The sequence below is a fragment of the Paenibacillus sp. VTT E-133280 genome (assembly GCF_002264385.1).
GTDB lineage: Bacteria > Bacillota > Bacilli > Paenibacillales > Paenibacillaceae > Paenibacillus_AQ > Paenibacillus_AQ nitricinens.
The window spans coordinates 1-16,551 of the sequence record NZ_NFUX01000082.1; the positions used below are offsets into that span (position 1 = coordinate 1).

The 16,551-nt window shown below is 44.3% G+C and carries 12 protein-coding genes; 10 read left to right on the top strand and 2 right to left on the bottom strand.

The genetic code is table 11. The features are described 5' to 3' along the window. Positions 1–150 precede the first annotated feature (150 nt). From CA600_RS26395 to CA600_RS26410, 4 genes are all read left to right on the top strand, one after another. The gene (locus CA600_RS26395; RefSeq protein WP_094874129.1) at positions 151–1,173 is read left to right on the top strand and encodes an SDR family oxidoreductase; all 1,023 of its coding nucleotides are present in this window, start codon (positions 151–153) and stop codon (positions 1,171–1,173) included. A gap of 138 nt (positions 1,174–1,311) precedes the next feature. Further along, entirely contained in the window at positions 1,312–1,971 is a 660-nt protein-coding gene (locus tag CA600_RS26400; RefSeq protein ID WP_094874130.1) for a class I SAM-dependent methyltransferase, read from the top strand. Between the two features lie 137 nt (positions 1,972–2,108). Then, a complete protein-coding gene (locus tag CA600_RS26405) occupies positions 2,109–3,113 on the top strand; it encodes a CapA family protein (RefSeq protein WP_440962383.1) in 1,005 nt (334 codons plus the stop codon). A gap of 539 nt (positions 3,114–3,652) precedes the next feature. Beyond that, entirely contained in the window at positions 3,653–3,910 is a 258-nt protein-coding gene (locus tag CA600_RS26410) for an AbrB/MazE/SpoVT family DNA-binding domain-containing protein (RefSeq protein ID WP_042125931.1), read from the top strand. 143 nt (positions 3,911–4,053) lie between these two features. Here the strand turns inward: CA600_RS26410 and CA600_RS26415 are convergent, their stop codons facing one another. After that, complete coding sequence (locus tag CA600_RS26415) at positions 4,054–4,563, bottom strand: PadR family transcriptional regulator (RefSeq protein ID WP_094874131.1); 510 nt, start codon at positions 4,561–4,563, stop codon at positions 4,054–4,056. Positions 4,564–4,659: 96 nt separating this feature from the next. Next, positions 4,660–5,823 (bottom strand): YhgE/Pip domain-containing protein, encoded by a 1,164-nt coding sequence (locus tag CA600_RS26420; protein ID WP_094874132.1) that lies wholly within the window; start codon positions 5,821–5,823, stop codon positions 4,660–4,662. Between the two features lie 194 nt (positions 5,824–6,017). Between CA600_RS26420 and CA600_RS26425 the strand changes: the two genes are divergently transcribed. From CA600_RS26425 to CA600_RS26455, 6 genes are all read left to right on the top strand, one after another. Further along, positions 6,018–6,743 carry an HAD family hydrolase gene (locus tag CA600_RS26425; protein ID WP_094874133.1) on the top strand — a complete coding sequence of 242 codons (726 nt, stop codon included), beginning with the start codon at positions 6,018–6,020 and terminating at the stop codon, positions 6,741–6,743. Between the two features lie 135 nt (positions 6,744–6,878). After that, positions 6,879–7,100, top strand: a complete 222-nt coding sequence (locus CA600_RS26430) for a hypothetical protein (RefSeq protein ID WP_094874153.1) — start codon at positions 6,879–6,881, stop codon at positions 7,098–7,100. Between the two features lie 163 nt (positions 7,101–7,263). Then, a complete protein-coding gene (locus tag CA600_RS26435) occupies positions 7,264–7,698 on the top strand; it encodes a hypothetical protein (protein WP_094874134.1) in 435 nt (144 codons plus the stop codon). Positions 7,699–7,727: 29 nt separating this feature from the next. Further along, on the top strand, positions 7,728–8,972 hold the full coding sequence (locus CA600_RS26440) for a sensor histidine kinase (protein WP_094874135.1): 1,245 nt from the start codon (positions 7,728–7,730) through the stop codon (positions 8,970–8,972). Continuing rightward, a complete protein-coding gene (locus CA600_RS26445) occupies positions 8,969–9,643 on the top strand; it encodes a response regulator (RefSeq protein ID WP_094874136.1) in 675 nt (224 codons plus the stop codon). The genes CA600_RS26440 and CA600_RS26445 overlap by 4 nt, the downstream gene beginning before the upstream one ends. Positions 9,644–10,510: 867 nt before the next feature. Next, complete coding sequence (locus CA600_RS26455; protein WP_094874138.1) at positions 10,511–16,462, top strand: S-layer homology domain-containing protein; 5,952 nt, start codon at positions 10,511–10,513, stop codon at positions 16,460–16,462. Positions 16,463–16,551 lie beyond the last annotated feature (89 nt).

A 16,551-nucleotide genomic window follows, 5' to 3' on the forward strand; every position in this document is an offset into this window, starting at 1 on the left:
AAGGTAGAAACTGAGGAGCGGAGCGTAGTGTTAGCTACGTGAGCAGCGGAAGTTTTGCCTGAATTCAATATTCGATGTCGGGTACGCTTCTTGTGATCCTTCGTGATCAAAAGCGGACTTTTTGAACATCCTCTATAAGGAGCGTTTGAAATGAAGGTATTATTTATCGGAGGTACGGGACTGATTAGTCAGGCTGTTTCCCCGCTTGCCGTAGAGCAAGGGATCGAGCTGTATTTGTTCAACAGAGGACAAAGAGGCGAATTCGTTCCGGATGGGGCGAAGGTGATTCAAGGAGACATTCGTAACCCGGCGGAGGCTGCCGAAATATTACGAAATTACGAATTCGACGTAGTGGTGGACTGGATTGCTTTTACACCGGAACATGTGCAGACAGATATTGACCTGTTCAGAGGGAAGACGAAGCAATATATATTTATCAGCTCAGCCTCGGCGTACCAGAAACCGCAGCGTAATTATGTAATCACAGAAGAGACACCCCTGGAGAACCCTTATTGGGAATACTCGAGGAATAAAATAGCCTGCGAGCAGCTATTGATGGAAGCACACAAGAGCAGCGGGTTCCCGGCAACGATTGTTCGTCCTTCCCATACTTACGGAAACACTGCCATCCCTGCGGCACTCACGAGTGGACAGCATCCATGGTCCTTGATAGATCGTATCCGTCGCGGCTTGCCTATAGTGATTCATGGAGATGGAACATCTTTGTGGACACTGACGCATAACTCAGATTTTGCAAAAGGGTTCGTCGGATTGCTAGGGCATCCGGATGCGATTGGGGAGGCCATTCATATTACATCTGACGAGGTATTGAACTGGAATCAGATCTATGCGGCTATCGGGCGAGCGGCAGGGGTGGAGCCGAAAGTGGTTCATATCTCTACAGACTTTATCACAGCCTTCACTCCTTCAGGGACAGCGGATGGCTTGATCGGCGATCAAGCGGTCAGCAGTGTTTTTGACAATCGTAAAATCAAACGTCTCGTGCCTGATTTCCAGGCGACCGTCCCTTTCACTGAAGGGATAAAGCAGTCGGTTGTTTGGTTTGAGGCACATCCTGAACAATGCACGGTGGATGCAGAATGGTCTGAGCTATTGGATACGCTGATCGAGAAACATGGAGTTGAAGCGAAGCCGCTTTCATACTTCTCATAAGTGTAGGTCCTTAAAAAGGCGGTTTGTTTCCTTCGGGAGCAGCCGTCTTTTTCTAGTCTATGTAAGGTTATGGAATGAATCAGAAAATCATGAATATACTCTCACTACCTTAAATTCCGTTAAAAAGGAGTCCTGGCCATGCCAACACATCCCTTTGTCTCGCGTTTTTTTGTAAACTCAGATGCAAGTCGTGAGAAGTTAATTTATGATTTGCCAGAATCCTGGTGGAGCCGTCCCTTTGAATATGAGTGGTGTATTAACTTCATTTCTCCACATGGTGTGGTGCTGGACGCTGCTTGTGGAATTCCTCATCCCTTGAAATTTTATTTAGCTGGGGTATGTGCAGAGGTTTATGCTTGCGATATGGACAGCAGGGTTATTTACCGGGAGGACATCCTAGAAGCAATTACAGATGAGATCGGGGAAAAAGCGGCGAAACAGGTTATAGCTAGAAGAACTAACAACTTGCATCTTGCTCAGGCCAATCTTGCGGCTCTTCCATATGAGGACGAGAGCTTTGACACTATTTTTTGCATATCAGTGCTGGAGCATTTGACCTTAGAGGATACGGTGGGCACTTTACGGGAGTTTCACCGAACGTTGAATGAAGAAGGGTTGCTCGTGCTAACGTTTGATTACCCAACGGTAAACTTAAATCTTATGAATGATTTGCTGCTGCAGGCTGGTTTTCAATATTGGGGGGAGACGGATTTTGAGTTGCCTGCAGATGCTGTGTCCACAGATTTGTGGGGGGGGTTACAGTGCTTCCGGGCTGTTTTGAAAAAATCAAAGGGATAACAGGTCTTCTTACCCTTAAATTAGTAATCTATTTCCAGTAAGCTAGAATAAGCTAATATAGATAATGCTGATGATAGGAGGCTGTATTTTTGAGATTAGGGTCGAATATGCTGCGAAGAATGATACTCACAACCCTTATGTTATCACTTATCCTCCCTTCGACGATTGCATCTAGTGCAGCCTCGCCATCTTCAGAACCTATCAGACTTGCTTTTGCTGGTGATATTCTCTTGGATGGTTTTGTGGGTGATCAGATCGCGAAATACGGAGTGAACTTTCCGTTTGTGAAAGTCGCACCTACCTTGCAAAAGGCAGATATTTCCTTCGCGAATCTGGAAACGCCAGTGTCTATTCGAGGGAAGGCTGCAGAGAAGACCTTTGCCTTTAGGTCCAAACCAACAGTGCTTAGTGGCTTAACCTATGCTGGGATTGACGGCGTATCTTTGGCTAATAATCACATATTAGATTTCGGAACAGACGCTATGCTCGACACACTGGTGCATCTGGATCGAAACAAAATTGGCCATACAGGAGCAGGCAAAGATGTAGAGGAAGCGTTCAAACCGTATACACGGACGGTAAAGGGGAAGAAGATCGCTATCTTAGGGGTAAGTCGAGTGCTTTCAGGCCCTTCTTGGTATGCCGGCAACAATAAACCGGGAGCTGCCTCAGCGTACACCTCGCAGCCTATGCTTACGGCTATTCAGAAGATGTCTAAGGAGAATGATTACACGGTTGTGTACATTCACTGGAATGAAGAGTTTAAGGATTACCCTGAAAAATATGCCCGTACGCTAGCCAAACAGATGATTGATAGTGGTGCTGATATCATACTCGGCGCACACAGCCATTGCCTGATGGGCATTGAATACTACAAAAATAAACCGATCTATTATTCACTTGGAAACTTTGTGTTTAATCGTTCAACACGTGGTGGAGAAAAGACGCTTCACTCGATGCTAGTGAATTTTGAGATTAATGATGCCCAGGTGACGAGTAAGATTACACCAGTCAAGATTATTGGGGGACAGCCCAACTTTATGGATGATTCTTACAATAGGAAGACGATCAAGCTAATGAATAACCTTTCTTATAATGCAATTGTTGATGCGAATGGCAGGGTTACGGAGAAGCCACTATAACGATAGAATAGATCGACCAGAGATCACTGGTCGGTTTTTTTGTAATTAAATTCAATTAATTATACTAAATTTATCCAATATTTGATCTTTCTATTAATAATATGTAATACTTATATTAAACCAGTACATAGTTGAAAGCTAGATTGTCGAAAAAAGTTGATGCATAAAGCATAAATAGTCTGTATTAAATCTACTAAACATATCTATGCTCTTATTTACGTCGGAGTGTTTCCAGACTTGATGTATTGGGTAAATGAGGGTATCAATAGGGATACTCTGCAAGCTAATTTGTAATCGCAATGTTGGATATTTATTAATTTCAAGACGAATAATTTGGTTCGCTTTACAGCATTTTGTCGAAAACGTACATCATTTTGTCGAATAATTGTCGATAAATATCATATTTTGTAGAAATAAAATTGACAGGGAATGAATAGCACTTTAATATTAGAGTATAGCGTAATCATTACTATCACATAGAAGCCTACATAGCTTTTAGCAAAAATGATTATTAATGTGAATTCAAGGGAGGATGTACGATGATGAAAGCGACAGGCATAGTAAGAAAAGTAGATGAATTGGGACGTATCGTAATTCCTATTGAACTACGTAGAACGATGGGAATTGACATAAAAGACCCGCTCGAGATTTTTGTAGATGGAGAGAAAATTATTCTTAGAAAATATGAGCCAACTTGTATCTTCTCCGGAAGCGCAGAGAACCTCATCAATTTCAAAGGTAAAATGGTAAGCAAAGATGTTCTCGATGAGCTAATTTCTAGCTTTGACAGAGTGTAGTCGATAGATTACACATTTTTGTTAAAAAAAGAACCGGTACAGCAAGCACAGAATTGTGCATGCTGCCGGTTCTTTTTTTAATATCACATTAAAAAAGCAGCAGATCCCCTTAAAAAATAGGAAACCCACTGCCCAAACGATATTTATTCAGGCTCCAGCACACTTTGAACTTTTTTGATAAAGGCTTCATATTGCACAAGGCCCAATTCCATACACAGCTTTTGGTAAGGGGACAGTTTGCAATCTAGTTGCTTTAATTTCTGATCAAGATCATCGTACATTGCCTGCTTTTCTATCAATGCTTGCCGAAGTAGATTATCTATGTTCTCTTTATCGGTCTTATCTCCGAAATACAGATGCATAAAAAAATCTGAACGCAGCACTTCCTTTTCGGCCGGTCTTTGCAAGTAAGCATGGAACTGATTCAAGCCGGCAGGGGTAATAGTAAATATATTTTTGTCAGGTTTGCCTTCCTGGCGTACGGATTCTTTGGTGATTAGCTCTAGCTTTTCCATCTTACTTAGGGTTGGGTAGATAGTGCCGTAGCTAGCATCAAAGAAAAAAGAGAAGTATTCCTCGAAATGCCGTTTTATCTCATAACCCGATTGAGGTTTTTCACATAATAATCCTAGAATCACATCTTGTATGTTCATGAATCGTTACCGCTCCTTTCGTTCACCTCCTACCATATCACAACTGCATATCGCTCTCAATTTGAATTGGCATAATCGAAGTGACAAACTACATCATTACGCATTTGTTGGTACAGGCTCTTGCTCTCTCGATAACTGAGTTTCCTTACGAATGAAGGTTAGGATAATGCTTAATCCAGCTATTGCTGCGCCAATGCAGAGTAGGTAGAACATATCTTTCCATATACCATTACCTCCGATAACCAGGTCGAGCATACCATTTACCGCGTAGTAAGCAGGTGAGAAGGGACCGATCCAGCTATAAAACGGAGACAATACGTCACGAGGAATCGTTGCGCCGGAAGCCAACATTTGGATGGAGAGCAGCGCAATATTTAACCAGGCGCCAGCGTCCCCAAGAAGCAGCAGACTGAACTGGGCAAGGATCATACAGGAGAGAATAACGGTGAATTCAAACAGCCACATGAGTAGAAAACCGCGGCTAGAGTGAATCCCTAGTGAGTTAACCATCATAGTTCCCACTAGTGATGTGATTATGGCTGTTCCACCCATGATTACGAATCGTGCTGCCAAACGATCCCATTTACCGAATTGGCCAGACAGGTTGGAGGACGATTTTTGGAGATTCATAGCGAGCAACATAGCTCCGGTAAAGGAGGCAGTAACAATCATTAACGGAACCATAGTTTGTGCAAAGTTAGTTGTGGGATTGATGATTTGAACGTTTGCGGAGATTCGGCTGCTTGCCGCACTTTTGATGACCTCTGCTTGTGCCTTCGGCAGTTTCATAGCTTCAAGGGTTTGGTTTAGTGCTGCATCACTGCTTTGAGTGTTCATGGCAGCCGTGACTTTAAGGGCTACAGTCTGCATAACATTGCTAACCATTTGCGGATTGGATTCATTTACGAGGTAACGGAGTTCAGCCTTTGTGGAAGGATTGCTGATCTGTCCGGTAAACCCTTGCGGAATATTAATAATCATACGAATTTTCCGATTTTCCAGCTCTTTCTGGGCTTCCTTCAGCGTGAAGTCCTGTTTAGTTACGAACTGCAGCGAGCCTGCAATCCCTTCGGCAATGGGCTGGGCATTGGCACCATCCTCATTCACTATAGCAATGGGCAACCGATCTACTCGATCGGTTACATGGTCATAGCCTGTAATCCAGATCAAACTGAAAAAGACTTGGAACAACAGTGCAGTTATGATCCCGATGATAGTAGCAGGCTGCTTGAGAAAGCGCATGATTAATTGAAGTGACATGGATATCTCTCCTTTATATTTCAATGTGTTATATTACAGATTGAAATATATCATAATGAAATATAAACTGCAACAAGAAATGTGGAGAGCATGGACATTCTGAAGTGATATCATATATCATAGGGCTTGTACTGGAGAATTCGTGCAGATGAATGTGCTTACCTGAAGCAAAAGAGAATGGGGAGGAACAACAGATGAGTAATGAGGTACAAGGAACAGAACTGAACGCGGTTCACTCGGAGTTGAACAAGCCGGAAGCGATTGTTTTTGATATGGATGGAACATTGTTCCAGACTGAAAGTCTTTTATTACCTGCATATCATAAAATGTTCGATATTTTGCGGGAAGAGGGACTATATGCAGGACCTACACCACCGGAGGAGCGTATTCTAAGCAGCTTAGGGATGCTATTGGCAGATATTTGGAAGAAGGTTATGCCTGATGCCGATGAGGCGGTACACCGCCGTGCAGATGAGCTGCTGTTGCAGCTAGAGGTCGAAGGACTTGAAGCAGGTGGGACGTTATTGTATCCTGAAGTGGTCGAAACACTGACTGCCCTAAAAGAGCGTGGAGTACGATTGTTTGTGGCTAGTAATGGGCTGGAGGAATACATTCACAGTATAGTTGTGGTGCATGAGCTTAAAGAGTTATTTGAAGGATTGTATAGTGCGGGTGGTCAAGGCACTGCGACGAAGACAGAATTGCTGCGCATTTTGCTGGACAATCATGGAATCAAGAGTGCCTGGATGGTAGGCGATCGCTCGTCCGATGTGGAGGCAGGTAAGGGAAATGCTCAAACCGTCATCGGCTGTGCATATGCAGGGTTTGGACGTCAGGATGAGCTGAAGGGCTCCGATGTAATTATCACCTCCTTCAATGAGTTGATAGACTTGTACGACAACGCATCGGTTAGCGAATAGGAGTATCGCGATTTAGATTTGGAAAACAAAAAAAGGCAAACCTCGTAAGTGGAGGTTTGCCTTTTTTTGATGTTTCTAAATTTTGCTATCAATTATTTGTATAATAAAGATGACACTCCAAAGGAGGCGACAGGGTTGAAGAATAGAAACATAAAGCTGCGGATTATTTGGGTAATTCCTAATGTTTTTATGTATGTACTTTTTATAGTCTGTGGTGTATTTGTATTCTCTAATGTATTTGGGCTACGGGATATAAATCGGCTGGGCATTTGGCTGATCATGTTGGCACTTTTATTGTTTGCGTCTTTGTTTGGCTCTTACCGAATATGGTCTTGGATTAAACAAGGTAAAATGTAGATTAGGCCGCCCATGAATGGGCGGTTTTTTTGCATTCGCATCGTTTAATACCTTCCGGTTGAGTTCAGAATCCATCTGTGGATGGACTTCAACATGCCGGAGTTCAATTAAGCTTAAAGTATTATTTTCAACAAATATAGAAAAACGAAAGAGGGTGACCAACATGCTCAACTATGTAATTGTTGTAATTGTTGTGATGTTATTAGCATTACGAGAGAAAGAGGTGAAAGCCTCCCGCTTATGGATATTGCCTGCTGTACTTGCATACTCCCTTCTGTCTGGTATTGGCAAGTCTGTAATTACTCCAGTTGGAATCCTGCTGTGTATCGTGTGCTTGATCGTTGGATTAGCTGCGGGTGCTTGGAGAGGAAAGCTAATGAAGGTGCGTATTCATCCTGTTACAGGTAGAATAACTTCTAAAGGCTCTTTGGCCAGCATCGTTATTTTTATTGTGATTATGCTCATTCGTCAACTGGCAGGCGCGTGGGGGGCACATTATTCTGTGCTCTCCTTAAGTACGGCGATGCTTTTTATTCCGCTGGGTAACATCTGTGCAAGCCGCTATTTTCTCTATTTAAAGGTGCAACGTTTGCAGTAATAAACCCAAAAATATTTAATTGAAATGGGATGGATATCATTAAACAGACCTTTGCAGCGGTTTGGCTGTCTATTTCGGTTCAGGTTAGAAACGTTATTTTAAGCTTGCTATTGTGCTTTAGTCTTGTTGGTCTTCTGAAGGAGGCGGCTTGGACAGAGTTAGTCATAGGAATATTAATCCGGCTTCCTTACCTTATTTTGATTTGGGTTCCAGAGTGGCTTCGGGGTAATCGTGTGCGTATAGCTGCTGTGGTGATAATCTGGATAGTCACGGTTTCCTATGCTATTTTTTTTAATGTAGCCAATGGAGCTGCTGAATTCATCTTCTATCTTATAGGATACCTTGTGTTAAGCTTACCGATTTACACATCTCTTTTGCTAACTACAGTCATAATTAGTATGGATGCATTCATTTTTGGAATTTGTCAAATGGCACCTAATCAGATCCTGATCTTTTCCATTGCCCATGCAGGAACCTATATTTTATTTTGGGGGAGCAGAGTAAAACGTGAAACTAATGAAGCTGCTAAACGCCATTATGAGGAATTGCGGGAGGTTCATGCGCAGCTAAAACAAACGCATGAAGAACTGCAAGATACACATCGGGAGTTGGAGGAGGCGACTGTACGTTTACTACATTATGCAGTGCTTGAAGAGCGAAGTCGGATTTCTATGGATCTTCATGACAGCATCGGCAATGGGTTAACATCCGCGATTGTACAGCTTCAAGCTTTACCCTATATGATGAAAAAAGATGCCGCAGAAGCGGATAAAGCAATGATTACTATTCTGAACGTAGTTAAACATAGCTTGCAAGAAGTACGTACGGTTGCACACCGGATGGGCAGCGATGAAGTTGGGCTTGGTTTAGTTGCTTTATCCAGTTTGGTTAATCAGGTACGGGAAATGGCAGGGTTTACAATTAAGTTCTTCACTCCTGAACCTACGAGTCTTTGGACTCCAGAGACTTCTGAATTACTATATCGTACGCTTCAAGAAGCGCTGACGAATGTTATTCGCCATGCCCAGGCTTCAGAGGTTGAAATATGTATCTCGGAGATTGAAGGCAAACTAGCGATGTCTGTGGAGGATAATGGCATATACAGCGAAGAGCATGCCGTTGTTCCTGGCTTTGGTCTATCCAGTATGAAGGCTCGTTGCGAAAGAGCTGGAGGTTCTTTAAGTGTTGAAGCTGTGAAGCCACAGGGGATGAAATTGACACTTAACATTCCACTGCATGATACGAAAGATAGAACAAGAGGTGAGAAGTTATGACCACCCCAAGTATCCGGGTGCTTTTGGCTGATGATCAGCATCTGGTAAGACATGGCTTGCGGTTTATTATTAATGCTCAAGAGGATATGGAGGTAGTAGGTGAAGCATCTGGTGGCCATGAGGCCGTCCTATTGGCAGTTCAAGTTGAACCCCATGTAGTGCTGATGGATGTACAAATGCATGAGGGAGATGGGATTGATGCGACCCGTAGAATTGTTGAAACTCTGCCGGATTGCAAAGTGGTTTTCCTAACTACTTTTGACCAAGAAGACTACGTATACCGAGGAATCCGCGCAGGGGCAGTAGGATACTTACTTAAGGATGCTGCACCTGACGAATTGGTTGATGCTGTGCGTGCCGCATACCGTGGGGAGGCTATTTATCGTACAACTGTAGCTGCCAAAGTGATTGGTCAAGCTGTGCGGTCAGCCCCTGAGGATAAAGCGTTGGATTCAGCTTCATATGAACCATTACTTGATCCATTTACAGAAAGGGAATTGCAAGTTCTACAGCAGATGGCTTATGGATTGCGCAACGAGCAGATTGCCCGTAAACTCTATATTGGTGAGAGTACGGTTAAGACTCATGTGCATCGAATTCTCCAGAAAATTCAAGTCGATGACCGCACACAAGCGGTCGTATTTGCAATCAGGAATCGGTATGTAAAATAAGATAATATGCAGATAACTAAGCGGCGACTTGCTTTCAGCTTTCAAATAAAAACCAGGTCGCCGATTTTGTAGTTCTTCGTATACATAAACAAAGGAGATAATCCGATAATTAGTTAAATGGGAATATTTACAATTCATATGATGAGAAACTGGGAAGTAAGTCTAAGGAGCATAAAAATGATAATGAGTTTTCTTTTTATTGCTTTAAGTGCTGGAATTGGAATAGGAATGTGGTTTTTAGTTATAGGCATAGTCTTATCTATTGGTGGTGGAGACATATTTACAGCACCTCAATATGATTCCTTATTTTTTTATAGTGCTGTTCTTTTATTGTGCATTGTGAGTTATCTATGGTTCATAAAACATCTATTAGATAAAAATTTGCAACTTCTGCTCTTTATCTGTATGGGCACCACGATGCTCTTTTTTTTCCTTCCCTATTTTTTGAACTAATCAAAATATTAAGAAATAAACAAACGACCGCCTTTCTGCATTCTGCAAAGAAGCGGTTATTTTGTTGTTGATTATTATACCTCTCGGCAGTTTTCATAACCCATGCAGGCAGAGCGCCAATGAGCCATCGTTTGCTCTGTTTTTTTGTACTGCGGGTAAATATCTCGACACCAATCGAGTTTTTGTGAGTTTTTTGTGAGATTGATTTGGTTTTATGAAACTACATCATTCTCTTAAAGGAGGAGTGCAGGTGCTCAAACTGAAAGATTGGCACGAATTGGACATCCTGCCTGTTAGCAAGTTTCCCTGTTGGGATTGGCAGGTAGTAAACATTCGCTGCTTCCAGCCATCATCTTTCTTACACCGGAAAAGTGAATGCAGTAAAAAATGACTATAAGGAATGGAGAGTGAACAATGAAGAGGTATAAGCTGTTAGCGATAATGTTGGTGCTATCTATGGTATTGTCCATCGTTCCTGTTGCTCCTGCAACAGTAAATGCGGCTGCAGATGGAGCGGGGGCAAGGGCCGAATATGGCGGATTAGGCGGAACTGAGCTTTTCCTGGGAGGGAAATATATAGAGCTTGGAATCAGCAACTGGGGCGATTTCGGCACCGAGGGCAATAAACCCGCGGACTTCCGCGGAACAAACAGTAGAAGTAATCTTGGCATGAGTGCAGACCATGACGGCTATGGCACTGGTCTGGATCTGCCGGTGGATTATTATTTGCCGGGGTCTCCCGAGGAACGGTTCGCTGTAGGGTATAAGGTGGACGGAAATACATATGCGAAATCCAATTCGGCTGTGATGAACACCAAGCAAATGCCGACAACGGTATTGAATACCTCGCAGAAGGAGAAAGGGCTCCTGAGTGCGACTATCGTCTCAACTTGGGCCGGAACAATGGAAATTAAGCAGGTTATAAGCTTTAAAGAAGATTACAAATTCTACCGTAATGACGTCACAATTAAGAATCTCTCCGACCAGACCTGGGATGGGGCGAGGTATATGCGTTCAATGGATCCGGATAATACGGTAGACCAGGGCGGATCATATGTAACGGCTAATAGGGTAACTCATACTGTAGAGGAGGATGGCGTTGCTGTCGTAGAAGCGAAGACCAATTCGGACGCAGATCCACTCTATAAAGCATTTGGTTCGAGAGCACCTATTTTCTTTTACTCAAGCAATCCGCAGGCTAAGGCATCCGTATTCGGATTTACCAATGTAGATCCTTATACCTCTGAGGCGTATGACAGTCCGAAGCCTAAAAATCAGGAAGTGGTGGCAGATGCGGGCATCACGATGACCTGGGATTCGGGAGCTCTGGCTCCAAGTGAGAGTAAGGGTTTCACCTACTACACGAGCCTGGACGAGCGGGACTTCAAAAAGGTTCTCGCTGAAATCGAGCTGGATGAGGGCAGCGGCGCCCTGACTGAGACGGAGGTCAATGATGGTACGGTGAAGGGCAGCCAAAAGGTCAACATCCTTGGAGCAACCCTGCCCAAATCGATTGACGTGAACAAAATACGGGTCAACAACCTGCCCGCTGGACTAGGCTTTGAGGTGTCCCGGCTGAGTGATACCGAGCTTAACTTCAAGCTAACTGGTGCAGCGATAAAACACAGCAAGGAATTTGATGTAGATAACTTGTCTGTGACAGTCGGTAAGGAGAATCTGATCGGGATTTCCTCAGATTTGACAACCAAGACCTTCGGTCTTACCTTCATGGATCCAGCTATGCTGAGCTTGGATAAAGGCATTGTCTCGGAAGCTGTATACGGCAGCGGACAGATTTCAGAGACGTTGCAGTTGTCTATTACCAGCGGCAAATTTGCTTCGGATATTAGTTTATCTGATATCGAGATTCCACATCTTCCAGACGGGCTAAGCGCGACATTGAAGAGAATCTCTGATAAGGAGCTTCAGATCGGCTTTGACGGCATTGCAACGGAGACGGAGGATGTATACAATGCCTACGTAAAGGTAGCGGCTGATAAGCTTGTCGGAAGTCCGACATCTCTAAGCACGAATACGTTTAAGATTGATTTTAAGGACAAGGAGCCTTTTCTGGTCGTTCACTCCCCAGTTTATGAATCCGATCTTAATGATGGCAGCATTGCCGATGCACTGGTCCTAGAGCTCAAGAACGGCACCTTTGATGCATCCGTTACTGATTCAGTATACGCGGTGAATTGGCCGGCTGGACTGGATGTAGGCGGTATTATGATTGATAATCCTACCCAAATGACCTTATCTATTGCCAGACATGCAGACAGTCATGAATTCACGGATAGTATAAATAATGCGCAGGTGACTATCGGGGAAATCCCGTCAACAACCTTCTCAGTCTTATTCCGTTCTCCGCCGCCGAGCATTATGGCTTCTCCAGACATTCTCCATGACGCGGGCAACGGATCGGTTGCGGAGACCTTGACGGTAACCCTGAAAAACGGCAGATTTACCGAAGAGGTTAACACTGGTGTAACGATCAATAACCTACCGGAGGGACTGGACTTTACTGTGTTGCGCATCAGTGACACTATACTCGAAGTCCATTTTACGGGACAGGCAACGAAGAAATTCGATGCTTCCGCGTTTGCTTCGGTCACAGTTGATCCTGCCATTGTCATTGACGCTGCAGCATCACTCACCTCGAATAACTTCGATTTGCAGGTGCCGGATGCAGCTTCTCTAATTGTTCGGGATATGACTGATCTTACCTGGGACGCGATCCGGGAAAAGAATATCCAGCAAGCTTCTGTCACCTCGGATGTTTATCTTCTTGAAGAGGGTGCTTACGGAAGTAAGATTATCTGGACATCTACGAATGAAGCGGTTATCTCGCTTGACGGTACCGTTACTAGACCTTCATTCGCGAAAGGGGATCAAGAGGTTACCTTAACAGCGGAGTTCAGGAACGGTTCCTCTGTCCAGACCAAGACCTTTATTCTTATTGTCAAAAAAGCAGCGGGTACCGATGAGCAGTCGGTTACTGAAGATTTAGATCGGTTGACCTGGGAGATGATTCGAGCCGATAACGAGCGCCAAGAGGGCGTGAAGACGCTGCTAGAGCTGTTGAAGGAAGGTAACAACGGCAGCAGCATCACCTGGAGTACGTCGGATAAGAAAATCATTGATACAGACGGCAAGGTAACGCGTCCTGGTTATCTGGATGGGAACCAGACGGTAACCTTGATTGCGAAAGTAAGCAAGGGTGAAGTTGTCCAGACGAAGGAATTCGTTGTGACAGTCATCAAGCAGCCGAAGACAGACAGTGAAGCCGTAAGCGAAGACCTTGCAGGGCTGACCTGGAAGATGATCCGGGCTGATAATGAGCGCCAGGAGGACGTGAAGACACTGCTGAAACTGCTGAAGGAAGGCAGCAACGGCAGCAGCATTGCCTGGAGTACGTCAAATGCGGAAGTCATCGGCACAGACGGCAAGGTAACACGTCCTGGTTATCTGGAAGGGGACCAGATGGTGACTCTGACTGCAGTGGTAAGCAAGGGTGAAGTAACCTTAACGAAAGAGTTTGTCCTTAACGTTAAGGCAAAGCTTGCGGATGTTAATGATCAATTGGATGAAGAAATCTCTTTGTTGAGAATCGGCTATACCGATCAGGATACGGCAGACAGCGTAACGCATAATATTAAGCTGATCTCGGAGGGCTTTTATGATTCCAAAGTAGTATGGATCAGCCATAGAAGCGATATTGTCAGTGACACAGGTGAAATCAAACGACCGTTGAAGGATACGATTGTCAGATTGACCGCTCGTGTAACGAAGGATGGATTCTTTCATGAAAAGGACTTCTACATCACGGTTAAGGGAACCAGTCTGGTTGATCTTCCCCAGGATGAACTTAATGTGAATATTGGATATGCACCAGGAGATTCCGAGACTTCTGTAAAGAAAAATGTGTTTTTGACGACCAAAGGAGATACGGGTTCCTTATTGACTTGGACATCGAGTAATCCTGATATTCTCTCCAACAATGGGCGGATTAGCAGACCCGGTCCGGATGAAGAGGACGTAAAGGTAGTGCTTACCGTGCAGCTTGCCGATCCGGACAAGCCGGACGAACCTAGAGTGAAGACGTTTACGGTCATTGTTAAAAAGCTGAGTGATCAAGAAGCAGTGGATGAGGCAGCAAGAAATCTGAAGATAGACGATGCTGCAATTTTTGCGGAAGGTGACATTTGGGAAAGTGTAACTGAAGGCTTCGTGCTGCTGCAGACTGGAAAGTACAGCGCTGATATTACATGGACCTCTAACCACCCGGCAGTCATCGGAATTGAGCAGAACGCTAAAGAAGCTAAGGGCAGAGTGAACCGGAAAAATGAGGAGACCAACGTCATTCTGACCGCAACCTTTACCAGAAAAGGCAAAACTGCAACCAAAAAATATCTGCTGATTGTCAAGGCACTAGGTGTGACAAAGGACGGAGCTATCCGTCATGCCACCTCCAGACAGGCCGAGTTGTCCATCAATAACGATGGCAATACGCTGCAGCAAGGCATCAACATACTAAGAACCAACATGTCGGATGGGACTAAGATTGATACAATCATTGTGGACGACGATACAATGTTTAATTTGGTGGAAGTTGTGAATCCGAATGATCCGGATCTGGCGAATCGAAGTCTGACTATAAATCACGTGGACGATTCTTCTGCACTTGCGGACGAGATAGCTATAGAAATTCCAGCATCGGCCGTATTGACCCTTGCAGGACGTAATATTACATTGGATATCGTCACTCGTCTAGGATCCATTCATTTGGATGAAGCGAGTATCAAGCAGCTGGAAGCTGCAGGTACAGACTTGTATTTCAGAATTGTACCGGTAAAGGATTTGAAGGAACAGAAGACCTTCCAGACGAACGCTATTAATATCGGTACTACGAAGTTGTCACTAGCCAGTGACCAGACCCTTAAAGTGCAGGGAATACCGCGAGGAATTGAGACCAACTACAGTGGGATCACTACGATTATCCGGATTCCACTGTCTGAGTTGGCTAATGAGATTCCTGTTCAAAGCTCCAGTGCCAGAGATGCCTTCCTAGATCGCCTAAGAATCTATGTTGAACATAGTGACGGTGATATTGTGGTGTATTCTCCTCTGCGGATTGGGTACACCGCTGAAGGTAAACCGGATTTTGTAGAGTTCCAGATCGACAAATTCAGTATTTTCCAGATGGTTCAAATCGCAGCTAAGGAACCGGGCGACTCTCAGAACCCAGGCAACTCGAATGTTGTCAGCACTGATCCAGTACCAGTAAAAGTACCAGCAGACAGTAGAAGTACTGAACTGACTGGCGAGAAGCTGAAGGAACTCCAGGATCAGGATGGAGTGATTAAGGTTGAAACCGACTTAGGTACTATCAAGCTGAATGCTGGTAATGTAAGTCTGGATACAATCCAGAAGCTGTTTGGACAAGAACATATGAATCCGAAAGACCTTGTGATTCGTGTAGGATTAACCGCAGCCGATCAGAGCTACATTGAAGGATTCAAACTTGCAGCCAAGAGGGAGCAGGTACAGCCCGTAGGTCAACCTGTTAAGTTCTATATCGAAGCTTCGTATAAAAATCAGACCCGATCCGTATCCAGTCAAGGTTGGGGAGAATATTCGTTGCCGGTACCGGAAGGAATGAGGATTACAACAGGTGTTCTCTACAAGGATGGCGAGATTTATCATCAGCCAACTTATGTAAATATAGAGAATGGACGTTATTATGCGCGTATTAACAGCCTCGAGACCGGAGTCTTCGGATTAATCTGGAATCCGGAAGAGTTTCAGGATGTCGAGCAGCATTGGAGCAAACAGGATGTTAATGTTATGGGCTCCAGGCTCGTTGCGAACGGCACGAGCGATACGCTCTATGAGCCACAGCGTGCAATCACCAGAGCGGAATTCACGGCTATGATGGTCAGAGCTTTGGGAATTGTCAATTATGATAAGCGTTCTGTATCCTTCAGTGATGTCCCGGCAGATGTGTGGTATGAACGGGAAATGGAAGTTGCGATAGAGAGGGGGCTGATTGCCGGTTATCCTGACGAAACGTTCAGACCGAATAACAGCATCACCCGGCAAGAAGCAATGACCATCGTCAGCAGAGCGATGAAAATTACGGAGCTAGTTTCTTCCCGCAGTGAAGAGCAGTTTTTACAGCTGCTACAATCCTTTACGGACTCGGGTTCGATCGCCAAATGGGCAGAAAAAGACGTGAAAATGAATCTTTCTGCCGGCATCATTGTAGGTAGAAATGAGCGGCTGGCGCCTAACGAGAATATAACTCGTGCCGAGGCAGCCGCTGCAGTAAGAAGACTTCTGATTCAGTCCGGAATCATAAATTCCTAATGGCAGCAATGAATTCATAAATGCTGCTTTAGCCAAAAATGAAAAAAATGACGCAACAAACAACCGCACCTTCTGCATCCTGCAGAGTG

What these genes read in the sequence shown, in the direction of transcription:
- CA600_RS26445 (WP_094874136.1), top strand. Translation starts at nt 8,969, where the DNA reads ATGACCACCCCAAGTATCCGGGTGCTTTTGGCTGATGATCAGCATCTG.
- CA600_RS26405 (WP_440962383.1), top strand. Translation starts at nt 2,109, where the DNA reads ATGTTATCACTTATCCTCCCTTCGACGATTGCATCTAGTGCAGCCTCG.
- CA600_RS26435 (WP_094874134.1), top strand. Translation starts at nt 7,264, where the DNA reads ATGCTCAACTATGTAATTGTTGTAATTGTTGTGATGTTATTAGCATTA.
- CA600_RS26400 (WP_094874130.1), top strand. Translation starts at nt 1,312, where the DNA reads ATGCCAACACATCCCTTTGTCTCGCGTTTTTTTGTAAACTCAGATGCA.
- CA600_RS26440 (WP_094874135.1), top strand. Translation starts at nt 7,728, where the DNA reads ATGGATATCATTAAACAGACCTTTGCAGCGGTTTGGCTGTCTATTTCG.
- CA600_RS26455 (WP_094874138.1), top strand. Translation starts at nt 10,511, where the DNA reads ATGAAGAGGTATAAGCTGTTAGCGATAATGTTGGTGCTATCTATGGTA.
- CA600_RS26425 (WP_094874133.1), top strand. Translation starts at nt 6,018, where the DNA reads ATGAGTAATGAGGTACAAGGAACAGAACTGAACGCGGTTCACTCGGAG.
- CA600_RS26410 (WP_042125931.1), top strand. Translation starts at nt 3,653, where the DNA reads ATGATGAAAGCGACAGGCATAGTAAGAAAAGTAGATGAATTGGGACGT.
- CA600_RS26415 (WP_094874131.1), bottom strand. Translation starts at nt 4,563, where the DNA reads ATGAACATACAAGATGTGATTCTAGGATTATTATGTGAAAAACCTCAA.
- CA600_RS26420 (WP_094874132.1), bottom strand. Translation starts at nt 5,823, where the DNA reads ATGTCACTTCAATTAATCATGCGCTTTCTCAAGCAGCCTGCTACTATC.
- CA600_RS26395 (WP_094874129.1), top strand. Translation starts at nt 151, where the DNA reads ATGAAGGTATTATTTATCGGAGGTACGGGACTGATTAGTCAGGCTGTT.